The organism is Dyadobacter sp. AC419 (assembly GCF_979253085.1).
Map to the genome: position 1 here is coordinate 1 of NZ_CEEDCD010000006.1, position 21,848 is coordinate 21,848.

Sequence of the window (21,848 nt, forward strand, 5' to 3'; positions counted from 1 at the left end):
CGCTGCCCTCTATTACTGTAAAATCATAGGCATCTTCCAGCTTTTTGAATTTGCCAATGATCGTATTGATCATCTCGCCCCAATTCTCGGATTCTGTCTGCTGCAGCACTTCCTGCCGGCTGAACGCAAATGTGTCCTCATAAGCGATGGGCAATGAAAAGTAATTGATAATCGCTTCAATATGCTTGTCTTTTTGCCCAGGCTCCTGCTGAGAGATGATGGGTTTAAAAAAACCGATCTTTTTTGTTTTTGCCAAAAGCATGTTTACCAAACCCAATGCAATGACAGATTTGCCCGCATAAGGCTCGGCGGAGGCGATAAAAATGGTTTTCGTCATAAAGCGATAAATGTTGAAGCGGCAGGAATGCTCCTGACGGCCACTTAAAAAATTGTTCCAATATGCCGCATAACCGTTGCTGGCACTAGTTTTTACAGCTAAATAAAATCATTATGTCCCGATGATTTTTTCCTTTTTACAAATATCTTTCACTTAGTGTCTTACTTTTCAAATGTGCGTCTATAATGTCGTCGTCAACGAATCCATCTGAGGCTGATGCACCCGTTCATGCCGTTCCATTGGTGGCCATTGGCGGTTCTGCGGGTGGCTTAGAAGCAGTTTCAGAGCTTTTTCAAAACTTGTCTCCGGAGACTGGCCTTGCCTTTGTTTACATCCAGCACCTTGCTCCTGACTTTGACAGTCAGCTTGTCAGCATTTTCAAAAAACGACCAGCATGCCCGTTCTGCAAGCGGAGGACATGCTGCGGGTGCTTCCTAACCACGTTTATGTGCTTCCGCCAAATAAAGACATTGAAGTCATAGACGGCGTACTCACATTGATGCCCAGAAAGCCCAAACCGGCGATCCATATGCCTATTGACCGGTTTTTCATTTCCCTCGCCGAGCGCCAGAAGGAGGCATCTATTGGTGTGCTGCTTTCGGGCATGGCTAATGATGGCACATTGGGATTAAAGGCGATTAAGGTGGCTGGCGGAATCACATTTGCACAAAACGAGACAGCAAGGTTTCAAAGCATGCCCAAGTCTGCGATGATTGAGGGTGTGGTGGACATTGTGATGCCGCCTTCGGAAATTGCGCGCGAACTGGAGCGGTTAAGTAAGCAGACCAAGATTTTCCAGCTGACGAGTGAAGCCGCGCTGGAACAGGAAGAAGATTCTTCGGATCAGGATGTTGAGAAAATCCTGCGACATGTAAAAGCTGCGGTCGGTGTCGATTTGGATCAATATAAAAAAACGACAATCAAAAGACGCGTTTTGCGACGCATGCTGGTTTACAAATTTGACCGGCTTTCTGAGTATTATACTTATCTGCAGCGGCACCGCCGAGGAAGCGAACCTGCTTTATAATGATCTGCTGATCAATGTAACGAACTTTTTCAGGGACAACGAGATAATGGATTACCTGAAAGCGTACATTCTTCCTGAAATAATCAAAGGAAAAGGCACCGGCGATCCGATCCGCATCTGGATTCCTGCGTGTTCCTCCGGGCAGGAGGCATATTCGCTGGCAATGATCCTTACCGAGCTGACGGGCAATGCTGCACTTTCGTTTCCGGTCCAGATTTTCGCGAGCGACCTGAGTGAGAATGCGATCATGAAAGCGCGGCTGGGAAGTTATCAGAAAAGTGAGGTGCAGGACATTTCGCCGGAAAGACTTGAACGTTTTTTTGTCAAAACAGACGACCAATATCGCGTTAGTAAAGTCATTCGGGACCTTTGCGTATTTGCGCAGCATAATCTCCTGAAAGATCCGCCATTTTCCAGGATTGATCTGTTAAGCTGCCGTAACCTGATGATTTATCTGGATAACAGCCTGCAACAAAGAGCATTAGCAACCTTTCATTACGCATTAAACCCGACCGGTTATCTGGTTTTGGGTAAATCAGAATCGGTTGGCGCGGCTCCGTCTTTATTTTCCCCGATTGAAAAGAACCATAAGATCTACGTTCGCAAGAACATTGTCCAAAGCAGAATTCCATTCGAGATGACGTCGCGGTGGAAAAGGGAGTCGCCGGCGCAGCTCCGTGGTGAAAAGCCGGAAATTCTTGAAACGGGCGAACCGCTTCCTTCGAAAGACATTGACAGGCTGACCGACACCGTTCTGCTTAGTAAATATGTGCCGCCAAGTGTTGTGGTGGACCAGGATCTGGAAATCTTGCAATTCCGCGGTTCAACGGGTCTTTTTCTGGAAATGCCCTCAGGAAAACCAAGCTTTAATCTGTTAAAAATGGCTCGTCCGCCATTGGGTCTGGCGTTGCGGAACATCATTCATAAGGTTAAGAAAACGGGTCAGCCCATGATCAAAAAGGGGCTGCGCGTGAAAGTGAGCGGCGAGGAACATCAGGTTGAGATCGAGGCAGTTCCGCTGACTGGCGACTGCAGGTTATTGCTTGTGGTTTTCCAAAAGCTGCCCGATCTTGAACTGACGGCGACCAAATCGCAAAGTGCGCGGGACAACCGCATTACCGAGCTTGAAACGGAATTGATTGCATTGCAAGAAGATATGCGATCCATTATTGAAGAACAAGAATCTGGCAATGAGGCACTTCAATCGGCGAATGAGGAAATCGTGAGCAATAACGAAGAATTGCAAAGCATTATCGAAGAGCTGGAAACCGGTAAGGAAGAAATTGAGTCCACCAACGAAGAACTGATGACGATCAATCAGGAACTTCGGGTGCGCAATGACCAGCTTTCCGAAGCGAATCATTATGCCGAATCAATATTGTCGACCATTAGCGAGGCGACGCTTGTGCTGGATAAGGATTTGCGGATCATGGCTGCTAATAAGGCTTTTTATAAATTATTTCACACGACGGCAGAAGACACCGAAGGAAGACTTTTCGACGAATTGAATGACCGTTACTGGAACTTGCCCGGCTTGCGGACCCAGTTGGAAGAGGTCATTTCACAAGACAAAGACATTAAGGGTTTTGAGGTCAATGTAAACAGCACGCCGGAAGAACCGACCATTTTGCTGCATGCGCGAAAAGTGGTCATTCAGCCCAGTCAAAAATCGATTTTACTCGTTCTGGAAGACATTAGCGAACATCGCAGGGTTCAAAAACTGCTGCATGAGCGGAAACAGTGGCTTGAAGATGTGATTGATAATGCACCTGTGCTGATCTGGGTTTCCACGCCCGCCGGGAAGATTGACTTTTTCAATAAAGCCTGGCAAGATTACACGGGTAAACTGGCATTAGACAACGATTTCCCAACGGGCAGCATTCATCCGGACGACAGGGTCCGTTATCTCGCGCAGTTTGCAAATGCATTGCGTAACCGGACCGCTTTCACAAGCGAATACAGGCTGCTGCGGCACGACGGGACTTATCGCTGGGTGCTGGAACACGCGAAACCCATGTTTAGTATTGACAATAAATTCAATGGTTTTATAGGAAGCGGATCAGACATTGATGATAAGAAGAGTGACTAATGCGGATTGCAAGCGCTAGTTAAGCATGTTCCATTCGGCGACGCGCTCGTCTTGCTTTTCCACAAGCCAAACCTCGCTGCCTGGAAATTTTTTCAGCATTTTCTTACTTTTCTCAATGCCTGCGACGCTAAAAGCAGTTGCTAATGCATCCGCGACTGTCCCGTCCGGTGAAATGACGGTTGTCCGCACATGAAACAACAATCCGATGCCGGTTGTAGGGTCGACAATGTGTGAATAGCGGATGCCTTTGTATTCCATGAAGCGGTAAGTTGGCCCGGAAGTGGCGAGCGAAACGTTGGACAGCACCATTGTTTTGAGCGAATCGCTGCCATTTGAAACCGTAATGTTCCAGCCGCTGGCGCCAGGAGGCGGATTGGTCAGCACAATTTTTCCGCCTGCATCCATCATGATGGACTTAATTCCGAAGCTTTTTAAAACCTTAACGGCCTCTTCTGCGGCAAAACCTTTCCCTAACCCGCCAATGTCAAGCCGCATGCCTTTTTGTGATAAAAAGACTTTTTTACCCTTCGGATCAAGTTTTAGTTTGTTATAACCCGTTTTCTGCATGGCTTCTTTAATTTCCGAATCTTGCGGAAAAATGCCTTTTCTGGTTGCATGGCGCCACATTTGAACCACAGGGCCCAACGTTGCGTCAAATGCACCGTTTGTTTTTTTACTAATGTCCTGGCTGATAAAAAGAATGTTAAACAGATCATCGCTTACCGGAATCCACGCACCATTTCCTGACTTTGCGGAGACCTGGTTAATCTCGCTGCCGTCCCGGTAATCACTCAAAATTTCATTCAGTTTCTCGATTCTGGCAAAAGCACTTTGCGCAGCGACATTGGCTATGGAATCATTGGGAGCGTAAAAAACCAGTTTAAACGGCGAGCCCATCATGCCTTTCTCAAAAATATAACGGCTTTCCTGCGCGTGCACCGGATTGGCCGAAGCATTTGTTAACAGCAAGAACGCAACTCCGACGCGCATTAGCACTCGTTTGGTTACTGACTCTGAAAAGCCCTCTATTACACCTGGAAATCTTGAACTCATACTGTCTTAACGCATCGAATGCCTTGAATGAGGCGCAAAAGTATTTGATTTGACCGAAAACTTCCCTTCTAACGACCTGATTTGCGAATGTAATCTGCACTAAACGAAAAATGGGTGCAAGACCTAAGTCTTGCACCCATGTAGATTGACGCGTTAGCGAACTAATATTATCCGAAGTAATCTGCCAGGTGATTCCTATCTGCATGCTGATGCTGGTTGGAATCGATCGCGTCTTTTATAAGCCCTGCACCAATAAATGGAAGCGAAACAATGGTTGAAATAATCATGGCAACGAACAAGATCGTTGCAAAAAGTAGCTTTCCTGAATAATATATGATGTTTGATATGAAGTCCATGACCGTATCGTTTATGTGATATTTTTCAATGACAAAATTAAATAAATAACTGTGCCAGCCAAATATAATATGATAATTTACCTATATATTTAAATCATTTAAAGGGTTTTAGCCATTTATGACTATGCCTTACTATCCACTCAACACGTCAGTATAGAATATGTTCTAATATCAAAATCGTATAGTCAAATTTATTCTACAAACTCACACACTACTTCAAATGTCTGCCATCGTAATCTACATTTTGCGACTCGTGCTCGCAGTTCTCCTCGGTGTTGCAACGGTCGTCACAGTCATTCTGGTTGGCCCCATCTGGCTGGCCATTCGGATCTGGAATTTGCTCAATCAAAAAAAGCGGCGGCGATAAGCGATAAGTTGACAGACTTTTTAAATTGCGTATCAACTTACGTTCAATGCATTCACTTCTATGAAACGACGAAATTTTGTGCGCCTGGCCTCCGCAGCAGGTTTTTCCTTGGCCGCATTTCCCTTAACCCAATGTCAATCCAAAACAAAGCAGGCTGAAAGCAGCGATAAAACGGCTTTTCAATTTTCAGAAATGACTGTGGCTGAAATGCAGCAGCAGATGAAAAACGGGAAGCTTACTTCTCAGGCATTAACCAAGGCTTATCTGGATCAGATCGCTGCATTGGACAAAAGCGGGCCCAAGCTGAACGCAGTGATTGAAGTAAATCCGGATGCATTAAACATTGCGGAAGCATTGGACGAGGAGCGCAAAAACGGAAAAGTCCGCGGGCCGATGCATGGCATTCCCATTTTGATAAAAGACAACATTGATACGGCCGATAAAATGCAGACGACCGCGGGTTCGCTCGCGCTGACGGGAAACATTGCGTCGCTGGACGCATTTGTCGTGAAGAAACTGCGTGATGCCGGGGCGGTAATTCTCGGCAAAACGAATCTGAGCGAATGGGCAAATTTCAGGTCTACAAGATCGTCAAGCGGGTGGAGCAGCCGGGGCGGACAAACCAAGAATCCGTACATACTAGACCGTTCACCTTGCGGGTCGAGCTCGGGCTCGGGCGTGGCGGTTTCGGCGAATCTTTGCGCAGTTGCCGTGGGCACCGAAACCAACGGTTCCATCGCTTGTCCCGCTTCAATGAATGGTGTTGTCGGCATTAAACCGACGGTTGGGCTGGTGAGCCGTTCGGGCATTATCCCTATTTCGAAGTCGCAGGACACGGCCGGACCATTTGGCCGGACGGTCGCGGATGCGGCCATGTTGCTAAGTGCAATGGTCGGCGGCGACGCGAACGACCCGGCGCGAACCGAAGCTCCTTACGAGTCCTATCGCGATCTTTCGGCTTCGCTCGACGCGAATGGATTGAAGGGGCAAGCGCATTGGTGTGGATAAAGGTTTTCTGAAACAGCACGAAGCCGTTGACACATTGCTGTCCAAAGCTTTGGAACAAATGAAGCAAAAAGGCGCTACGATCGTTGAGGTCGATTACATGAAAACCCAGCAAACGGATGGCGGAGAATCGGTTTTGCTGCAATATGAGTTTAAAGATGGTGTCAATAAATATTTGTCAAAATCCAATGCTAAACCTAAATCCCTTGCAGATCTGATCGCCTATAACAAGGCGAATGCTGCCAAAGCCATGCCGCATTTCCAGCAGGAACTGTTTGAGCTTTCTGAGTCGAGAGGGGATTTGGAAACAAAGGAATATAAAGAAGCACTTGCCAAAATTATGAACGTGGGCGACTTGCTTAACAAACTGTTTGAATCTGAAAAGCTGGATGCATTGTGCGGGCCGGCAACCGGGCCCTCGTGGTGCACCGATCTTGTGAATGGCGACTTCTGGACGGGATATGGCGGTTATGGCCCGGCTGCAATTTCAGGTTTTCCGTCGGTTACGGTTCCTATGGGCGCGGTGAATGAATTGCCGATCGGGATTTCGTTTTTGGGAAAAGCGTACGGTGAAGCGGATTTGTTACGCATTGCTTATGCTTATGAGCAAGCGTCCAAAAACAGAAAAGCCCCCAAATTCATCGAATCGATAAACTGAGGGCCTACTAAAAGTGTGATATAGCAGGAAAGCAGCTCGCTATCTGGCTAAATAAATTTCGTAAATGGAGCCTTTCTGTCCTAGAAACTGATTGGCTTCCTGCTGCGAATATATGCTCAGGCCCAACTCATAAAAGTCCTCAAACTTGTTGTAAGGATATGGCGTAAATTTCACCTGATCAGGAAACAGCATGGAAGTAACCACATTCTCCTGCAAGGCACGCTTGATCTGAGAAAGCGGAACCACGAGGCCCAATAACAGGAAAAGCACCAATGGATACGAAACCTTTAATTTATACCAGTCGGGCCTTTCTTTGATCCATACGGAGAAACTTTGCAGAATAAAGAGAGATAACAAGGTCAGAACCGGCGTATTTCCACGTAAGAACCAATCATTCCATTTGCCCATTCGGACTAGGGAAATCAGGATCAGCAGTGAAAACAATGCTATTATGATGTTCTTGTTGACGCTTTTATGCAGGTTTAATGTCAGCACGATTCCCGTAAGCACGCCCAGGTCAATAACCACACCGAAGAAATAGTGGAATGCGATTTCACTGAGGGGGTTAAACTGCCAGATAAAACCTGCAATAACGGAGCCTTTGCCCGAAAGAAAATAAAAGAAAGTTGGCACAAAAAGCACTCCCGGAACGAGCACATCTATCATTACTTCGGGCCGGAAAAAGCTTCTGATATCCTTGCGATAGCGAACCAGAACGAGCATTGAGAAAATAATAACAAAAACGATCGACGGAAAGATGCCCCAGATAAAAGTCGCTATCACGGCCAGGAAACTGCGTTCCGGTTTTTTGAGATAAACATAATCGTGAAACAGGATGGCCGAAACGATAATGATCGGAATGAGCTGATTAGGCGCCCATTGTGCCTGATAAAGCACAGGCCAGATCTCTGTAAAGAAGGGAGGAACGTGATAATTAAGTCCTACAAGCCTTAATGTGACCACTTTAACCAAATGCCCCACGCCACCAAGCGACAAGAACAGAACGAGCGAAAGATAGCTTTTACCCGTAAAAATGAATATCCAGCAAAATCCCATAAACAAACCGATGGAAGCCCATATATAAAGTGCGATTCCTGACAGTTCGCCGAGCATTTTGGAGATCAGCGCGGGAACGAGGAAAAATCCGAAATAATGGCAGGCATAACGTCCGTTCGCTTTAAAAAGCACCGGCCAGGAATTATTAAAGAGCGTGTAATATTTAGAATTGTGCGCCCAATAATCAAAGGCTTGAAAACAAAAACCGCCGATGCCTGAAAAAGCGATGATTACAAGTGACATTGTGCCGATTTGAACGATCTGCTTGGGGCTTAAACTCGTGAGATTATTTTTCTCAACACGATAATTGTAAACAAAAATAAAAATGATCCCTGCGGCCAGCATCACAGATAACGGCAACCTGAACCATCCTATGGAGAAGATCAGATTGGGCAGAAGCAGATAACCCAGACTTAAATTGCGGAGTAGAGTTGTTTTCATCTCATAGAAATAAGTGATAGTAAACCCGTGGTGAATAAAGTTTAAAAGAATATCCGGCTTTTCACAATTGAATTATCAAGCGGTAGCTTGGGCAATCCATCTTCTTTTGAATTAAAAAAGAGACTTGCCTCGATGAACAGAAAAGAATTTGTACAGAATAGTGTTGCTGCCTTGTGCGCCATGCCCATGATGTCCGCTTTTGCAGTTACAAATGTAAATAAAAGGATACAAAAGATGCCGGAATGGTTGGAGGCGCTCATCCGGCAAAATGACTTGGGTGTAGATTCGATTCGAAAGTTGCAGGTAAAAGATGTCCAGGATGCTGCATATGGAGGCGTTAAGGATGCAACTGACATTGTTAATCCGCATAGCACGTCGGCGCTGATCCAGGCGAGTGCCAATGCACTTTCTTCTTCCAGCTCCAAATTCTATCGCTCGGCGGAGCTGCTAGCTGACATGAATCTGGCGGCTTTATATTTGATAAAAACGCAGCACGCAGACGGCACCATTGATTTACTATCAACAAATTTCCATTCTACGCCCGACACTGGCTTCCTTGTAAAACGGCTCGTAACTGCTTATACGTTGATCCAAAAGTCGCAAACGCAAGGCGCGGAACGGATGCTTGCAAATCTGAAAACATTCCTCATCCGGGGCGGACAAGCGCTGAGCGTGGGCGGAATTCACACACCGAATCACCGGTGGGTCGTGTGCGCAGCATTAGCCAAGCTGAATTCGCTCTGGCCAAATCCAAAATATGTTGCCCGTGCCGAAGAGTGGCTGAGCGAACACATTGACATCGATGCAGATGGTCAGTATAATGAGAAAAGCACGTTTATTTATTCATCATTAACGGATCGTTTGCTGATAACCATTGCCAACGGTTTTAATAAGCCGGCATTGCTCGACCATGTGCGTAAAAATCTTGATATGACGATGTTTTACGTCCATCCGAACGGTGAGATTGTGACGGATGCTTCGGGCAGGCAGGATAAAGCGTTGATTGGCACGCTGGAAAATTACTATTACCCCTATCGTTATCTCGCATTAAAGGATCAGAACAAGTCGTATGCGGCAATGTGTGAAATGATCGAGCAAAGTGCGGGGTTGAAAATCGGTGGTTTTCTGGATTATTATCTGGCAGATGAAACATTATGGAAGGCGCTGCCGCCCGCGCAACCGCTGCCCGTTCATTATGTGAAGACATTCCCGAACTCCGGCTTAGTCAGGATCCGGCGTGGCAATTGGGATAGCACTTTGATCGCTAATAACCCGACGTGGTTCACTTTCATGAAGGGAAACGCTGTGCTGCAGGGCGTGCGGCTGGCTTCTTCATTTTTTGGCAAAGGGCAATTCCAATCTGAGAAGCCTGAAGAAGACGGCAAGGGCTGGAAACTGACACAAACATTGGACGGGCCTTATTATCAGCCATATCCCAAAGATTTCATTGCCCAGGACGGCGATTGGGAAAAAATGCCAAGAATTTTCAGACCGGTGAGCGAAGTGCAGGCTTTGGAAACAACGATCTCGATCCGGGAAACAAGCGACGGCATGCAGCTCGAAATCCAGACTTCGGGAACAGAACGCGTGCCGCTGGCGGTTGAACTCATTTTCCGTCCCGGCGGGACTTTTTCCGGCGCAACATTAATCGAGAACACCAAAGATTCCTGGCTGCTGAAAGAAGGGACCGGAACTTACAGCTTCGGCGGCGATACGATTTCATTCGGCCCAGGCGTTGGATTGCACAAAAACATTGCATTACGCGGCGCATTGCCTGCTATGGAAGCGCCCACGGTTTATCTAACAGGTTTCACACCCTTCAAGCATACGCTTCGTTTCTCGTAAAATCCATCATTGCAACGGCGGCAAAAAAATTTACAATTCGCTTATTGGCAACTATTTAAATTCATCAATAATAATTAAATTTGATTTTACTCTCCCCTACATAAGCGCTGGAAATTCTAACCTGTCACACCATGCTGAGGAGGTTCCTACTGCTCATTTTCGTGCTCATTTCGCACATTGGCCTTGCGAACCAGATCCTCATTCCCATGGACGGATCGCAGACAAACCATTTGAAAGCTTACGGGCTCGCTTATATGTTGCTGAAAGGCGAAATTGAAGTCGAATGGCTGCTCAATTACCGCGGCGGCAGCTTCAAAGTCGCATATAGCAAGTCAATTGAAAATGAATGCAAGCTCCGCGCCGTTTCCTATGAGGTTTTGTCTGAATCTGCGAGCCAGCAGATTGTGGGTCAGATCAGCAATCCGGACGTTAATATGGATGTGGTGAAGCTTTTCAAGGCTGCGAAAATTGCCGTTTACTCGCCCATCAAGATCAGCCCTTCGGAATTTGAAAATACGGATGCAGTGCTGCTCGTGCTGAAATATGCCGAAATTCCGTTTGATGTTATTTATGACGAAGAGATCTTAAAAGGTGATTTGCCGAAATACGATTGGCTGCATTTGCACCATGAAGATTTCACGGGGCAGTTTGGCAAAAACCTAAGACGCACAACGCCGACGGACATTAAAGCGCAGGAAGCGATTGCAAACCGGTTCGGCTATTCCAAAGTTTCCAAAATGAAGCTGGCGGTTGCCAAGTCGATCAAAGAATTTTTGCGCCGGAGGCGGTTTTCGTGTTTGCAATGTGTTCAGGGGCAGAGACTTTTGACATTGCGCTTGCTGCCGAGGGCGTTGACATTGTCGATAATCTGGATGGCGATGGCATTGACCCCGACGCGCAGTCTAAGCTTGATTTCGAAAAGACATTTGCGTTCCAAAATTTCAAGCTGCAAACGGACGAATATGACGGGATGAATTTCTCAGACATTAACTCCTCAGCGGGCCGCTATCGCAACTGGGGCGACGATGGAGCCTATTTTTCACTTTTTGATTTTTCTGCCAAATGGGATGTGATCCCGGCAATGCTTGTTCAAAACCACGAACATTTGGTGCGTGAATTCATGGGACAAACAACTGCATTTTCTAAAAATACGGTTAAGCCGAGCGTTTTGGTTATGGGAACGAGCCCCTCATCAGACCGTTACATTTACGGCGAACTCGGCAGAGGACAATGGACTTTTTACGGCGGCCACGACCCGGAAGGCCGTGGCGGGGGTGGACGCAGAATGCCCACTGACCTCAATTTATATCCCAATTCACCTGGTTACCGGCTGATTTTGAACAATGTGTTGTTTCCTTCGGCCAGAAAGAAAAAGAGAAAAACTTAAAGTGGCAATTCCATTTTAATGTCGGCACGTTTGAAGTTTTGTCCGGTTAACGGCACTTCCACAAAACCCAGTTTCCTGTAAAGGTTGATCCCCGCCGCCGAGCCCTTTTTATTCGAATAAAGGATCAGCTTTTCCGCTCCAAGTTCCCGTGCTTTTGCTATAACCGCATTACCAAGCAAATCCCCGATTTTCTTGCCGCGCATTTCGCTGGACACAGTCATTTTGCTCATTTCCAGAACGCCGGGTTCGCCCCATTTTAGCGCGCACGTCCCCACGGGTTCGTCTTGATAAAGCGCGATCAGGATTGCTCCGCCGTCTTTCAAATAATACTTTTCCGGATCTTCAAGCACTTTTTCATCTTCCGGTTCGACTTCATAAGCGTCAGAAATCCAGGCGTAATTCAGGTCGTAAAATGCTTTTGCATAAATTGGATTGTAATCAACAATTTGAACCGATGCCGTCGTTTCTTCCTGGCTTAAACGCTGGTAGCGATCAAAAAAGCCCTCTTTTTTCAATTGATATTCTGTTTCATCCATGGCTTGTAAAAGGTTATTTGCTGTATTTGTTATCTCTTCGGCCGCTTTGCGCAGCACTTTCCAAACCGGCTGCATTTTCTGAACAAGCAAATGCGCTTTGTCGGTAAGCCGCACCATTCGCTTTCTCTCGTCCTTCGTGTCCTTGAAAGATTCGATCAATCCCTCTTTTTCCAATTCCTTCAATAATGTAATGGTCGAAGGATGCGCATAACCGATCTCTTCCGACAATTCCAGAATGCTAAGCGCCGGTTTCACGTGCAATGTGTAAATAACCGGAAACCACTTTGGCTCGAAATCGATGTTATTCGCCTTGTAAATCAGCGCTCCATCCTTACGAAACTGATCACTAAGCTGCTGCAAACGAGTAGAAATCGCCAATCCACCGAGTTCGTTGAAAATGTTCATTTTTGGGATTAATTAATTAATGTTCAAATATACGTAGAAGGCTACGTAGATAATAATATAAGCTACACTTATAATGTAAGGCAGTGCAAATCAAAAGCTTGAACATTTAATTTAAATCTGCTATTTTTGAAAACAACATAAATAATATGACAGAAAAAGCGATTTTAGAGGAGATACATTCGCTACCAGAAAGTTTAAGGCAGGAAGTGTTGCAGTACATTTCGATGTTGAAGAGCAAATATACTGGCGCACCAAATCTTAATTCTGGAAAAAAACGCGTGTTTGGAATGGCGAAGGGAAAATTTGAAATGTCTGACGATTTTGACGAGCCGTTAGATCATTTTAAAGATTATATGTAATGAAATATTTAATTGATACACACACATTCATCTGGTTTCTTAAAGGTTCGGAGGATTTAAGTGAAAGTTCGAAAAAGATCATTGAAAACGAAAAAAATGAAATCTTTATCAGCATAGTCAGCCTTTGGGAAATAAGTATAAAAGTGGCGCTGGGTAAGCTAAAAATGCTTGCACCCTATGAGACTTTAATAAGTGAAGTTTACAGTGCAAACATGCTTATCATCTCTATTGATTTCAGTCACACGGTTGTGCAAAGTAAACTGCCTTTTTTTCACAAAGATCCATTCGACCGCCTTATCGCTTCTCAGGCTTTGGCTGAGAAGATGCACTTACTTAGCAATGATGGCGTTTTTGACAAGTACTTTTCGGGAAGCGAGATTAGACGAATTTGGTAAATCCTGACATTGAAGTTACTTCAAATACCCAACAATCAACCCACCTGCCCGGCCTGAGGCGCCAGGGCCGCCTACCAACTCTTTCAATATTTGGTAATCTGCCATTTGCGCTTTGTGTTTGGCTCCGCCGGGTAAGATTTTTCCTAGTTCTTCGACCAACAATTTCTCGTTCAGGTCATCTTGGATCAGCTCCCGGACTGCTTCTTTTTCTAAGATCAGATTGACCAGGGAAATAAAGGGGACGCGGATGAGGCGCTTGGCGATGGCGTAGGAGAAGCCGCTGGTTTTGTAACAAACCACTTCCGGGACACCAAATAAAGCCGTTTCTAATGTCGCTGTTCCTGATGTGACCAAGGCTGCGTCGGCAATGTTCAGCAAGTCGTATGTGGATTCGTAGACAATGATTGCATTGTGCGCCGAAACGTACTTTTCGTATAAAGACTTTGGCAAATTACTGACGCCGGCAATGACAAACTGATGTTCCTGAAAATGCGGCTGAACGGTGAGCATAATGTCCAGCATGCCGACGATTTCCTGCTGGCGACTGCCCGGAAGCAATGCAATAACGCGCTTATCAGCTTGCAAACCATTATTTTCCCTGAACGAAGAATTGGGCTTGAACGCGGCAATGGCGTCCATCAGCGGATTGCCGACATAATCGACTTTATAATCGAATTTTTTATAAAAATCAATTTCAAATGGAAAGATCACAAACATGTGATCGACGTTCTGCTTGATCTTCAACGCGCGTTTCTGATTCCAGGCCCACACTTTTGGGGAAATGTAATAGAACACTTTAAAGCCCTTTGACTTTGCAAAAGATGCAATGCGCAGATTGAAACCGGGATAGTCGATCAGGATCAATGCATCGGGTTTGTATTCCAGAATGTCCGCTTTACACTTTTTGAGAAAACCCGAAATTTTGTGCAGGTTAAGGGCCACTTCCAGGAAACCCATGAAAGCAGTGTCCTTATAATGTGTGACCAGCTCCATTCCAGCCGAAGCCATCATATCGCCGCCCCAGCCGCGGAATTGCGCATCGGGATCATTTTCCAGAATTCCGCCGATTAAATTGGAACCGTGCAAATCTCCCGAACGCTCTCCTGCAATGAGGTAATATTTCATCTGGACTAGTCAGTTGGCGATTGTTCGCCGTAATACTCTACGAAATTCTTTGGAGTTTCAACAAGCTTAATGTAATGCAGCTTGGAGTTTGGCGAAGCCTCCTGAATGGCCGGCGCCAGGATATTCCAGATCTCAGTTACAAATATCTCACAGGAAGCCATTTTACCCTGCATGAAATCGACGTCCAGATTTAGATTTTTATGGTCTACTTTATCCACCACTTTCTCTTTCACAATGTCACCCAGCACTTTCAGATCAATTACAAATCCTGTGTCTGGATCAGGCTTTCCTTTTACCGTAACAATGAGTTCAAAATTATGTCCATGCCAGTTGTTATTGGCACAAGGACCAAACACTTCCTGGTTTTTTTCCTCAGACCAAGCCGGATTGAAAAGTCGGTGGGCTGCGTTAAAATGCTCTTTTCTCGTTACGTAAATCATAAATCTTCTCCTCCCTTAATAAATAGGGTACAAAATTACATCTTGTATCCGTAGTTTTGCAGTTCAACCGAGGATAATAAAAAATAACATATAATCTCTCCCATGATTATCGTAACAGGTGCAGCCGGATTCATCGGCAGCGGGCTTATCAGCCGACTTAACCAGGATGGCTTTAAAAGCATTATCGCAGTAGATGATTTTTCCAAAATCGAAAAAGCCGAAAATCTTGAAGGTAAAACAATTCAGGAAAAAGTAGAAAGAGATTCACTTTTCGATTGGCTGGACACGAACAACCGGGACGTAGAATTCATTTTCCACATCGGTGCCCGCACGGATACGACTGAATTTGACAAAGAGATTTTTGACGAACTTAATGTCAACTATTCTAAACAGATCTGGGAGAAATGTGTTGCCTATCAAATTCCGCTCGTATATGCATCCTCCGCAGCAACTTATGGACTCGGCGAGCACGGATATGATGATAATGAGTCAACATTGTCGCAGCTGAAACCGCTTAATCCTTATGGCGATTCGAAAAACGAGTTTGACATTTGGGCTTTGCAGCAAGAGAAAAAACCATTCTTCTGGGCTGGATTGAAGTTTTTCAATGTTTACGGTCCGAATGAATATCACAAAGGGAGAATGGCATCCGTTGTGATGCATGCTTATAATCAGATCAAGGCAACAGAAAAAATGAAGCTTTTCCGCTCGCATAACCCTGACTTTAAGGACGGTGAGCAAATGCGTGATTTCATTTATGTAAAAGATCTGATCGATGTGTGCATCTTCTTTATGCACCACCGTAAAAATTCAGGCATTTACAATCTGGGAAGCGGTCGCGCACGGACGTTTAAAGACTTGGTAACAAGCACATTTAATGCAATGGACAAGACGCCGGACATCTCGTATATTGATACGCCGGAAGACATCCGTGACAAATATCAGTATTTCACGCAGGCCAATATGAGCAAACTCCGCTCCATTGGTTTCACGCGTCAGTTTACCTCACTGGAAGACGGAATTGACGACTATGTGAAGAACTATCTTTCGACGGGCGCTTACTTATAAATCCGCAATTTTCCGTATTTTTGATGTTCTCAATAAACTCAATCCCCGATCTCTGTGTTACTGTATTACGAAACACAGTGTGATAATTATTAGACTATGAGCAAAGAAGATGAATTGTTGGAGGAAATCACCAGTTCGGAATACAAATATGGTTTTGTAACTGATATTGAGGCAGATGAGGCTCCTGCGGGTCTTAATGATGATATTGTCAGGTTTATCTCTGCCAAAAAAAATGAACCGGAGTGGATGCTTGCGTGGCGTTTGAAAGCTTATCATTTGTGGCTGACCATGGCTGAGCCAACATGGCCCAACGTACATTATCCTAAAATAGATTTTCAGGCAATAAAATATTATTCGGCGCCTAAAAAGAAAAAGCAAGTTGACAGTCTGGATGACATTGATCCGGAATTGCGCGACACTTTTGAGCGTCTTGGAATATCCCTTAACGAACAAAAAAGACTTTCAGGCGTTTCTATCGCGGTTGACGCCGTTATGGACTCTGAATCGGTTTTCACGACATTTAAAGAATCGCTGAAAGAAAAAGGCATTATTTTTTGCTCGATCAGCGAGGCAATCCGTGAACATCCTGAATTGGTCAAAAAATATTTAGGATCAGTTGTTCCTCCGAAGGACAACTATTATGCAGCATTGAACTCGGCTGTTTTCTCAGACGGTTCATTCGTTTACATTCCAAAAGGCGTTCGTTGCCCGATGGAGCTTTCCACTTATTTCCGTATCAATGCAGCCGGAACAGGACAATTTGAGCGGACATTGATTATCGGTGATGCCGATAGCCACGTCAGTTATCTGGAAGGTTGTACAGCGCCTATGCGTGACGAAAATCAATTGCACGCTGCGGTTGTGGAAATTTTCGCGCACGAGAATGCGAATGTGAAATATTCGACTGTGCAAAACTGGTATCCCGGCGATAAGGATGGCAAAGGTGGGATTTATAACTTTGTAACCAAACGCGGTCTGTGCGACGGCGCTGGTTCAAAAATCTCCTGGACGCAAGTTGAAACCGGTTCGGCGATCACATGGAAATATCCTTCGGTGATTCTGAAAGGTGACAATTCGATTGGTGAATTTTACTCAGTTGCGGTTACAAATAACATGCAGCAAGCTGATACGGGCACCAAAATGATCCATATCGGAAAAAATACCAAAAGCCGCATTGTCTCGAAAGGAATCTCGGCTGGTAAAAGCCAGAATTCATACAGAGGACTTGTGCAGGTTTTCAAGAAAGCTGAAAAAGCGCGTAACTTTTCGCAATGTGACTCTCTCTTATTAGGTGACAAATGCGGCGCGCATACATTCCCATACATTGAAGTTAACAACCCGTCTGCCACTGTTGAGCACGAGGCTACGACTTCTAAAATTGGTGAAGATATTCTGTTTTATTGCAATCAACGCGGAATTCCAACAGAACAAGCGGTTGCTTTGATCGTAAATGGTTATGCCAAAGAAGTGCTGAACCAGCTTCCGATGGAATTTGCAGTGGAAGCTCAGAAATTGCTGGAAATCAGTCTGGAAGGCAGCGTAGGATAATCTTACAACGCCACTTTTTATCAGATTGCCCTTAAAAAGCCTTTGATTCGTCAAAGGCTTTTTGTATTTTATTGATCCAAAAGAATTGTCTTACCAATATAAACCTTCATGACCCACGTTCCGCAACTAATTGTAGACCTTTCTTTAATACTCACGATGGCGGGGATTATCACCCTGATCTTCAAAAAATTGAAGCAGCCTATCGTGCTTGGTTATATATTGGCCGGATTGCTTGTAGGACCGAACTTCAACCTTTTCCCAACCATTACCGACATTAAAACCATAGAAATATGGGCGGAGATCGGCGTTATCTTTCTTCTTTTCAACCTGGGTCTCGAATTTAGTTTTAAAAAGCTGGTCAAAGTAGGAAACACAGCCGCAATAACGGGCCTATTTGAAGTGGGCATGATGCTCGCGACCGGTTTTACAACAGGTCAGCTTCTGGGGTGGAGCAAGACGGACAGCCTTTTTCTGGGTGGGATCATTGCGATTTCCTCCACCACAATCATATTTCGGGCATTTGACGAGCTAGGCCTCAAAACACAAAAATTCACCCGCGTCGTTCTTGGGATTCTGGTAATTGAAGACCTTACTGCGGTTTTGCTGATGGTGTTGCTTTCGACATTATCGATAAGCCAGCAATTTGCCGGAATGGAATTGTTGCAATCAATTTTAAAGCTGTTTTTCTTCCTGACAATCTGGTTTTTAGGTGGCATTTTCATATTTCCAACATTGCTCAGACGTTATCGCAAATTAATGAATGACGAAAGCGTGCTGATCACTTCTGTTGCATTATGTTTCGGAATGGTGTTTCTGGTGACGCAGGCAGGCTTTTCCGCAGCGCTCGGGGCATTTATCATGGGTTCCATTTTGGCTGAAACAACGCATGCAGAGAAGATCGAACATTTATTAAAGCCATTAAAAGACCTTTTCGGCGCTGTATTCTTTATTTCCGTCGGGATGTTGATAAATCCGGGATTGCTGTTACAATATGCTGTGCCGACAGCCATTCTTGTTTTGGTGGTCATTTTGGGAAAAACGACATTCGTTTCACTGGGCGCAATTATTTCTGGTCAGCCATTGAAAAATTCGCTGCAATCCGGCATGAGCATGTCGCAAATCGGTGAATTCTCATTTATCATTGCCAATCTGGGACTTTCATTGAGCGTGACGAGCAACTTCCTTTATCCGATCGCAGTCGGCGTTTCCGTAATAACCACATTTACAACGCCTTATATGATGAAAGCATCAGAACCGCTTTCAGAATGGCTGGAAAAAAGGTTGCCTGACAAATGGAGACATTATCTGAACCGATATAGCACGAGTACGGAAACCATTGTCCAGACGACGCACTGGAATCAGATCCTGAAATCTTATTTGCAGACTGTAATCTTGAATTCGGTTGTCATAATTGGGATTGTGATGGCATCTTCCCGCCAACTTGCAGAGCAATTACACACACGCTTGCCTGAAACTTACATTACCAATGCTGTTTTATTTGGAATAACTTTTCTGCTGATTTCGCCATTTCTCTGGGCGCTTATTTTCAAAAGATCCAATCGAAAAGCTTACTCAGCCATCTGGTTAAGCAGGAAATTCAGCCGCGGACCATTGCTTTTACTGGAATTGTCAAGAGTGCTGATTGCGATCCTGCTTATGGGTTTTCTACTGAATTCCTTTTTCGCCACACCGACGGCGTTGACCGTTGCAGCAGTCATTATGATCCTCGGATTTGCCATTTTTTACCAAAGGTTGCAGACATTCTACAACAGAATTGAAGATCGTTTTCTGGAAAATCTGAATGCAAGACAATTGGAAGGCAGCGGAAAATCTAAAAAAATACTTTTACCCTGGGACGCTCATTTCGCCTTCCTGGAAGTGAGCCCTGACTCATCACTCATCGGCAAAACGTTGCAGGAGTTGAAGATCAGGGAAAATTTTGGGATCAATGTCGTGCTCATTGAGCGCGGAAGCAAGACGATTTACCTCCCCCGCCCCACCGAAGTGCTTTATCCGTGCGACCGCATTGAAGTCATAGGAACCGATGATCAGCTGGACATTTTCCGCGGACACATTGAAGTCAGCACCAATGGCGACGTTTACATGGCGCACGAAGACAGCATTATTCTCGAACGCGTGGAAGTAAGAAGCGAATATCAGATTCGCGGCAAAAGCATCAGAACGAGTCAGATACGCGAAAAAACGCACGGCATGATCGTCGGCTTGGAGCGCAATGGAGAACGCATCCTTAACCCCGATTCTTCCATGATCATTGAAAATGATGACGTGCTCTGGATTGCCGGTGAGCGTGAGTTGATCAAGGAATTTGTCAAGACGAAATCAGCCAGCAGTGATGAAGAAATCATTGCTATGAACTAAGCAGGCCTTGCATTCCGCCGGTGTGTACGGCAGCAATCGTGTCGCCATTTTTAAAGTGACCATTTTTGATCAAGTCGAACAATCCGTAAAACATTTTAGCTGTGTAAACCTGCTCCAACTGAATGCCGAAATCAGTTTGAAACTCTTGCATAAAATCCAGTAACTCGTTGTTCCACTTGGCATATCCGCCGAAATGATAATCGGTAAATAATTGCAGACGATCAGAATCACTTCCGACCAGCTTCTCGATATCCTGTTTTAAAAAGCCACCGCCTTTGAGCGCAGCGAAAGCAAGCACCTTTGCATTGGCCGACAACAGCCCAGCAGCAGTTCCGCCCGTGCCGACAGCGACAGCGAAATAAGTCGGAATGCTTCCCAATTGAGCAGCGACTTCATCGACCATTTCTGCTACACCCTTCAATGCGAGCGACGACGTTCCCCCTTCCGGAATGATAAATGGATTTCCAAATTCAAATGCTATTTGACTGAGGTAATCTGCATCGTTTTTGCGCTTATATTCTTCCCGCGAGACATAATGCAGCTCCATTCCTTGCGCCTTGCAAAACTGCAATGTCGGACTGGGATTAAGGGCTGCATCTTCACCCCGCACAATGCCGGTTGCTTTGAAATCTAACAGTTTGCAGGCAGCTGCTGTTGCATATAAATGGTTGGAAAAAGCGCCGCCAAATGTCAGAATATGCCGTGTCCGTTGAGCTTCTTCATCCAATAGGCTGTATTTTAATTTGCGCCATTTGTTGCCTGAAACAGTCGGGTGGATCAGATCATCACGCTTGATAAACAGCCGGATTCCGGCGCGCTCAGTCGTTATATTGGAAAGCTCCTGAATGGAAGTCGGAAGCGTGGCACTTAGTAAATCCACTTATTTTGATAATTTTGTCCCTTTAAATAACCCATTGCAAATGTCCGAAGACAACATTGAGATTGCGTCAGAAGAAGACGATTTATTTGAACATTACAGAATCGTTGCTGATAAAGGTCAGGGGCCAATCCGGCTGGACAAATTTCTCAGCCTTCACGTGGCCAATGCTTCCCGGACAAAAATACAAAATGGAATCGAGGCGGAAGCGGTTAAGGTCAACGGGCAACCGACCAAAGCCAGCTATAAGGTCAAGCCGCTCGACGTCATCACACTATCGCTTCCAGAACCGCCGCGCGATACTGAGATTATCCCCGAAAACATTCCGCTGGAAATTATTTATGAAGATGAAGTGCTTTTGATCGTTAATAAGCCAACCGGAATGGTGGTTCATCCTGCTTTTGGCAACTGGTCCGGAACGCTGATCAATGCGCTGGTTTATCATTTTCAGCAACTTCCCACAGGCAGAAACGGCGAGGGACGCCCTGGCCTTGTGCATCGGATTGATAAGGACACTTCCGGTTTGCTGGTGATTGCGAAAACGGAATTTGCAATGACTTTTCTGGCCAAACAATTCTCTGATCACACCATTGAAAGAACTTATAATGCGCTTATCTGGGGCGAACCAAAGGAAGAATCCGGAACGATCACCGGCAACATTGGCCGCAGTGCGAAGGACCGACGGGTGATGGATATATTTCCGGATGGCAGTCAGGGAAAACATGCAGTAACGCATTACAAAGTCATCAAAGGCATGCATTATGTGTCGCTCATCCAATGTAATCTGGAAACGGGCCGCACACATCAGATCAGGGCGCATATGAAGCACATTGGCCATCCGATTTTCAACGACACGACTTATGGTGGGGATAAAATTTGGCGTGGCACTTCCAGCGGAAGTTACAAATCGATGGTTACCAACCTGTTTTCATTCCTTCCCGGACAAGCATTACACGCTAAATCACTTGGCTTCGTGCATCCGACTACGCGCGAGTGGATGCAATTTGATACGGAGTTGCCTGAAAACTTCCAGGCGATTCTAGAAAAGTGGGAAAACTATGTAAACAATGAGTAGGAAATCGTATATTCTAAGCT

The 21,848-nt window shown here is 45.3% G+C and carries 20 protein-coding genes and 2 pseudogenes; 14 read left to right on the forward strand and 8 right to left on the reverse strand.

The window, feature by feature from the left end; translation table 11 throughout:
• Positions 1-337: AAA family ATPase (locus tag AC0IYG_RS02800; protein WP_471709507.1), on the reverse strand; the 337-nt coding region annotated here is incomplete at its 3' end.
• A gap of 185 nt (positions 338-522) precedes the next feature.
• Between AC0IYG_RS02800 and AC0IYG_RS02805 the strand changes: the two are divergent.
• From AC0IYG_RS02805 to AC0IYG_RS02815, 3 genes and pseudogenes are all read left to right on the forward strand, one after another.
• Positions 523-1,043: pseudogene (locus tag AC0IYG_RS02805) on the forward strand (chemotaxis protein CheB); the annotation flags it as partial.
• A gap of 30 nt (positions 1,044-1,073) precedes the next feature.
• Positions 1,074-1,364 carry a hypothetical protein gene (locus AC0IYG_RS02810; RefSeq protein ID WP_471709571.1) on the forward strand — a complete coding sequence of 97 codons (291 nt, stop codon included), beginning with the start codon at positions 1,074-1,076 and terminating at the stop codon, positions 1,362-1,364.
• Positions 1,297-3,453, forward strand: a complete 2,157-nt coding sequence (locus AC0IYG_RS02815) for a CheR family methyltransferase (RefSeq protein ID WP_471709508.1) — start codon at positions 1,297-1,299, stop codon at positions 3,451-3,453. The genes AC0IYG_RS02810 and AC0IYG_RS02815 overlap by 68 nt, the downstream gene beginning before the upstream one ends.
• Positions 3,454-3,468: 15 nt before the next feature.
• On the opposite strand, the gene AC0IYG_RS02820 is transcribed toward AC0IYG_RS02815, so the two are convergent.
• Together AC0IYG_RS02820 and AC0IYG_RS02825 are read right to left on the reverse strand one after the other, a co-directional pair.
• Positions 3,469-4,443 carry an FAD:protein FMN transferase gene (locus tag AC0IYG_RS02820; protein WP_471709509.1) on the reverse strand — a complete coding sequence of 325 codons (975 nt, stop codon included), beginning with the start codon at positions 4,441-4,443 and terminating at the stop codon, positions 3,469-3,471.
• Between the two features lie 230 nt (positions 4,444-4,673).
• A complete protein-coding gene (locus AC0IYG_RS02825) occupies positions 4,674-4,862 on the reverse strand; it encodes a hypothetical protein (protein WP_471709510.1) in 189 nt (62 codons plus the stop codon).
• 220 nt (positions 4,863-5,082) lie between these two features.
• Between AC0IYG_RS02825 and AC0IYG_RS02830 the strand changes: the two genes are divergently transcribed.
• Genes AC0IYG_RS02830 through AC0IYG_RS02840 form a run of 3 tightly spaced genes read left to right on the forward strand, consistent with a single transcriptional unit; the run spans position 5,083 to position 6,892 of the window.
• Entirely contained in the window at positions 5,083-5,229 is a 147-nt protein-coding gene (locus AC0IYG_RS02830) for a hypothetical protein (RefSeq protein ID WP_471709511.1), read from the forward strand.
• A gap of 60 nt (positions 5,230-5,289) precedes the next feature.
• Complete coding sequence (locus AC0IYG_RS02835) at positions 5,290-6,237, forward strand: amidase family protein (protein ID WP_471709512.1); 948 nt, start codon at positions 5,290-5,292, stop codon at positions 6,235-6,237.
• Positions 6,230-6,892: an amidase family protein gene (locus AC0IYG_RS02840; protein ID WP_471709513.1), complete on the forward strand. Its 663-nt coding sequence runs from the start codon at positions 6,230-6,232 to the stop codon at positions 6,890-6,892. The genes AC0IYG_RS02835 and AC0IYG_RS02840 overlap by 8 nt, the downstream gene beginning before the upstream one ends.
• A gap of 39 nt (positions 6,893-6,931) precedes the next feature.
• Here the strand turns inward: AC0IYG_RS02840 and AC0IYG_RS02845 are convergent, their stop codons facing one another.
• Complete coding sequence (locus tag AC0IYG_RS02845) at positions 6,932-8,389, reverse strand: hypothetical protein (protein ID WP_471709514.1); 1,458 nt, start codon at positions 8,387-8,389, stop codon at positions 6,932-6,934.
• Between the two features lie 132 nt (positions 8,390-8,521).
• Between AC0IYG_RS02845 and AC0IYG_RS02850 the strand changes: the two genes are divergently transcribed.
• Together AC0IYG_RS02850 and AC0IYG_RS02855 are read left to right on the forward strand one after the other, a co-directional pair.
• Positions 8,522-10,234 (forward strand): hypothetical protein, encoded by a 1,713-nt coding sequence (locus AC0IYG_RS02850; protein ID WP_471709515.1) that lies wholly within the window; start codon positions 8,522-8,524, stop codon positions 10,232-10,234.
• A 131-nt stretch (positions 10,235-10,365) separates the two neighbouring features.
• Positions 10,366-11,621: pseudogene (locus tag AC0IYG_RS02855) on the forward strand (asparagine synthetase B).
• Here the strand turns inward: AC0IYG_RS02855 and AC0IYG_RS02860 are convergent.
• Positions 11,618-12,562, reverse strand: a complete 945-nt coding sequence (locus tag AC0IYG_RS02860) for a bifunctional helix-turn-helix transcriptional regulator/GNAT family N-acetyltransferase (RefSeq protein ID WP_471709516.1) — start codon at positions 12,560-12,562, stop codon at positions 11,618-11,620. The pseudogene AC0IYG_RS02855 and the gene AC0IYG_RS02860 sit on opposite strands and share 4 nt — an antisense overlap.
• A 146-nt stretch (positions 12,563-12,708) precedes the next feature.
• On the opposite strand from AC0IYG_RS02860, the gene vapB reads away from it, so the two are divergent.
• Positions 12,709-12,921: a type II toxin-antitoxin system VapB family antitoxin gene (gene vapB / locus AC0IYG_RS02865; RefSeq protein WP_471709517.1), complete on the forward strand. Its 213-nt coding sequence runs from the start codon at positions 12,709-12,711 to the stop codon at positions 12,919-12,921.
• Positions 12,921-13,316 carry a type II toxin-antitoxin system VapC family toxin gene (locus AC0IYG_RS02870; RefSeq protein WP_471709518.1) on the forward strand — a complete coding sequence of 132 codons (396 nt, stop codon included), beginning with the start codon at positions 12,921-12,923 and terminating at the stop codon, positions 13,314-13,316. The genes vapB and AC0IYG_RS02870 overlap by 1 nt, the downstream gene beginning before the upstream one ends.
• A 15-nt stretch (positions 13,317-13,331) precedes the next feature.
• Here the strand turns inward: AC0IYG_RS02870 and lpxB are convergent, their stop codons facing one another.
• A complete protein-coding gene (lpxB, locus tag AC0IYG_RS02875; protein ID WP_471709519.1) occupies positions 13,332-14,441 on the reverse strand; it encodes a lipid-A-disaccharide synthase in 1,110 nt (369 codons plus the stop codon).
• Between the two features lie 5 nt (positions 14,442-14,446).
• Positions 14,447-14,881 (reverse strand): 6-pyruvoyl trahydropterin synthase family protein, encoded by a 435-nt coding sequence (locus AC0IYG_RS02880; protein ID WP_471709520.1) that lies wholly within the window; start codon positions 14,879-14,881, stop codon positions 14,447-14,449.
• 102 nt (positions 14,882-14,983) lie between these two features.
• Between AC0IYG_RS02880 and rfaD the strand changes: the two genes are divergently transcribed.
• The 3 genes from rfaD to AC0IYG_RS02895 all read left to right on the forward strand — a co-directional run bounded on the left by rfaD (position 14,984) and on the right by AC0IYG_RS02895 (position 19,876).
• Positions 14,984-15,949 carry an ADP-glyceromanno-heptose 6-epimerase gene (gene rfaD, locus AC0IYG_RS02885; RefSeq protein ID WP_471709521.1) on the forward strand — a complete coding sequence of 322 codons (966 nt, stop codon included), beginning with the start codon at positions 14,984-14,986 and terminating at the stop codon, positions 15,947-15,949.
• A 96-nt stretch (positions 15,950-16,045) separates the two neighbouring features.
• On the forward strand, positions 16,046-17,497 hold the full coding sequence (sufB, locus tag AC0IYG_RS02890; protein ID WP_471709522.1) for a Fe-S cluster assembly protein SufB: 1,452 nt from the start codon (positions 16,046-16,048) through the stop codon (positions 17,495-17,497).
• 108 nt (positions 17,498-17,605) lie between these two features.
• Entirely contained in the window at positions 17,606-19,876 is a 2,271-nt protein-coding gene (locus AC0IYG_RS02895) for a monovalent cation:proton antiporter family protein (protein WP_471709523.1), read from the forward strand.
• Here AC0IYG_RS02895 and AC0IYG_RS02900 read toward each other — a convergent pair.
• The gene (locus AC0IYG_RS02900; RefSeq protein ID WP_471709524.1) at positions 19,866-20,756 is read right to left on the reverse strand and encodes a 1-aminocyclopropane-1-carboxylate deaminase/D-cysteine desulfhydrase; all 891 of its coding nucleotides are present in this window, start codon (positions 20,754-20,756) and stop codon (positions 19,866-19,868) included. The genes AC0IYG_RS02895 and AC0IYG_RS02900 overlap by 11 nt on opposite strands.
• 40 nt (positions 20,757-20,796) lie before the next feature.
• On the opposite strand from AC0IYG_RS02900, the gene AC0IYG_RS02905 reads away from it, so the two are divergent.
• Positions 20,797-21,828: an RluA family pseudouridine synthase gene (locus AC0IYG_RS02905; RefSeq protein WP_471709572.1), complete on the forward strand. Its 1,032-nt coding sequence runs from the start codon at positions 20,797-20,799 to the stop codon at positions 21,826-21,828.
• The last annotated feature ends 20 nt before the right edge of the window (positions 21,829-21,848 follow it).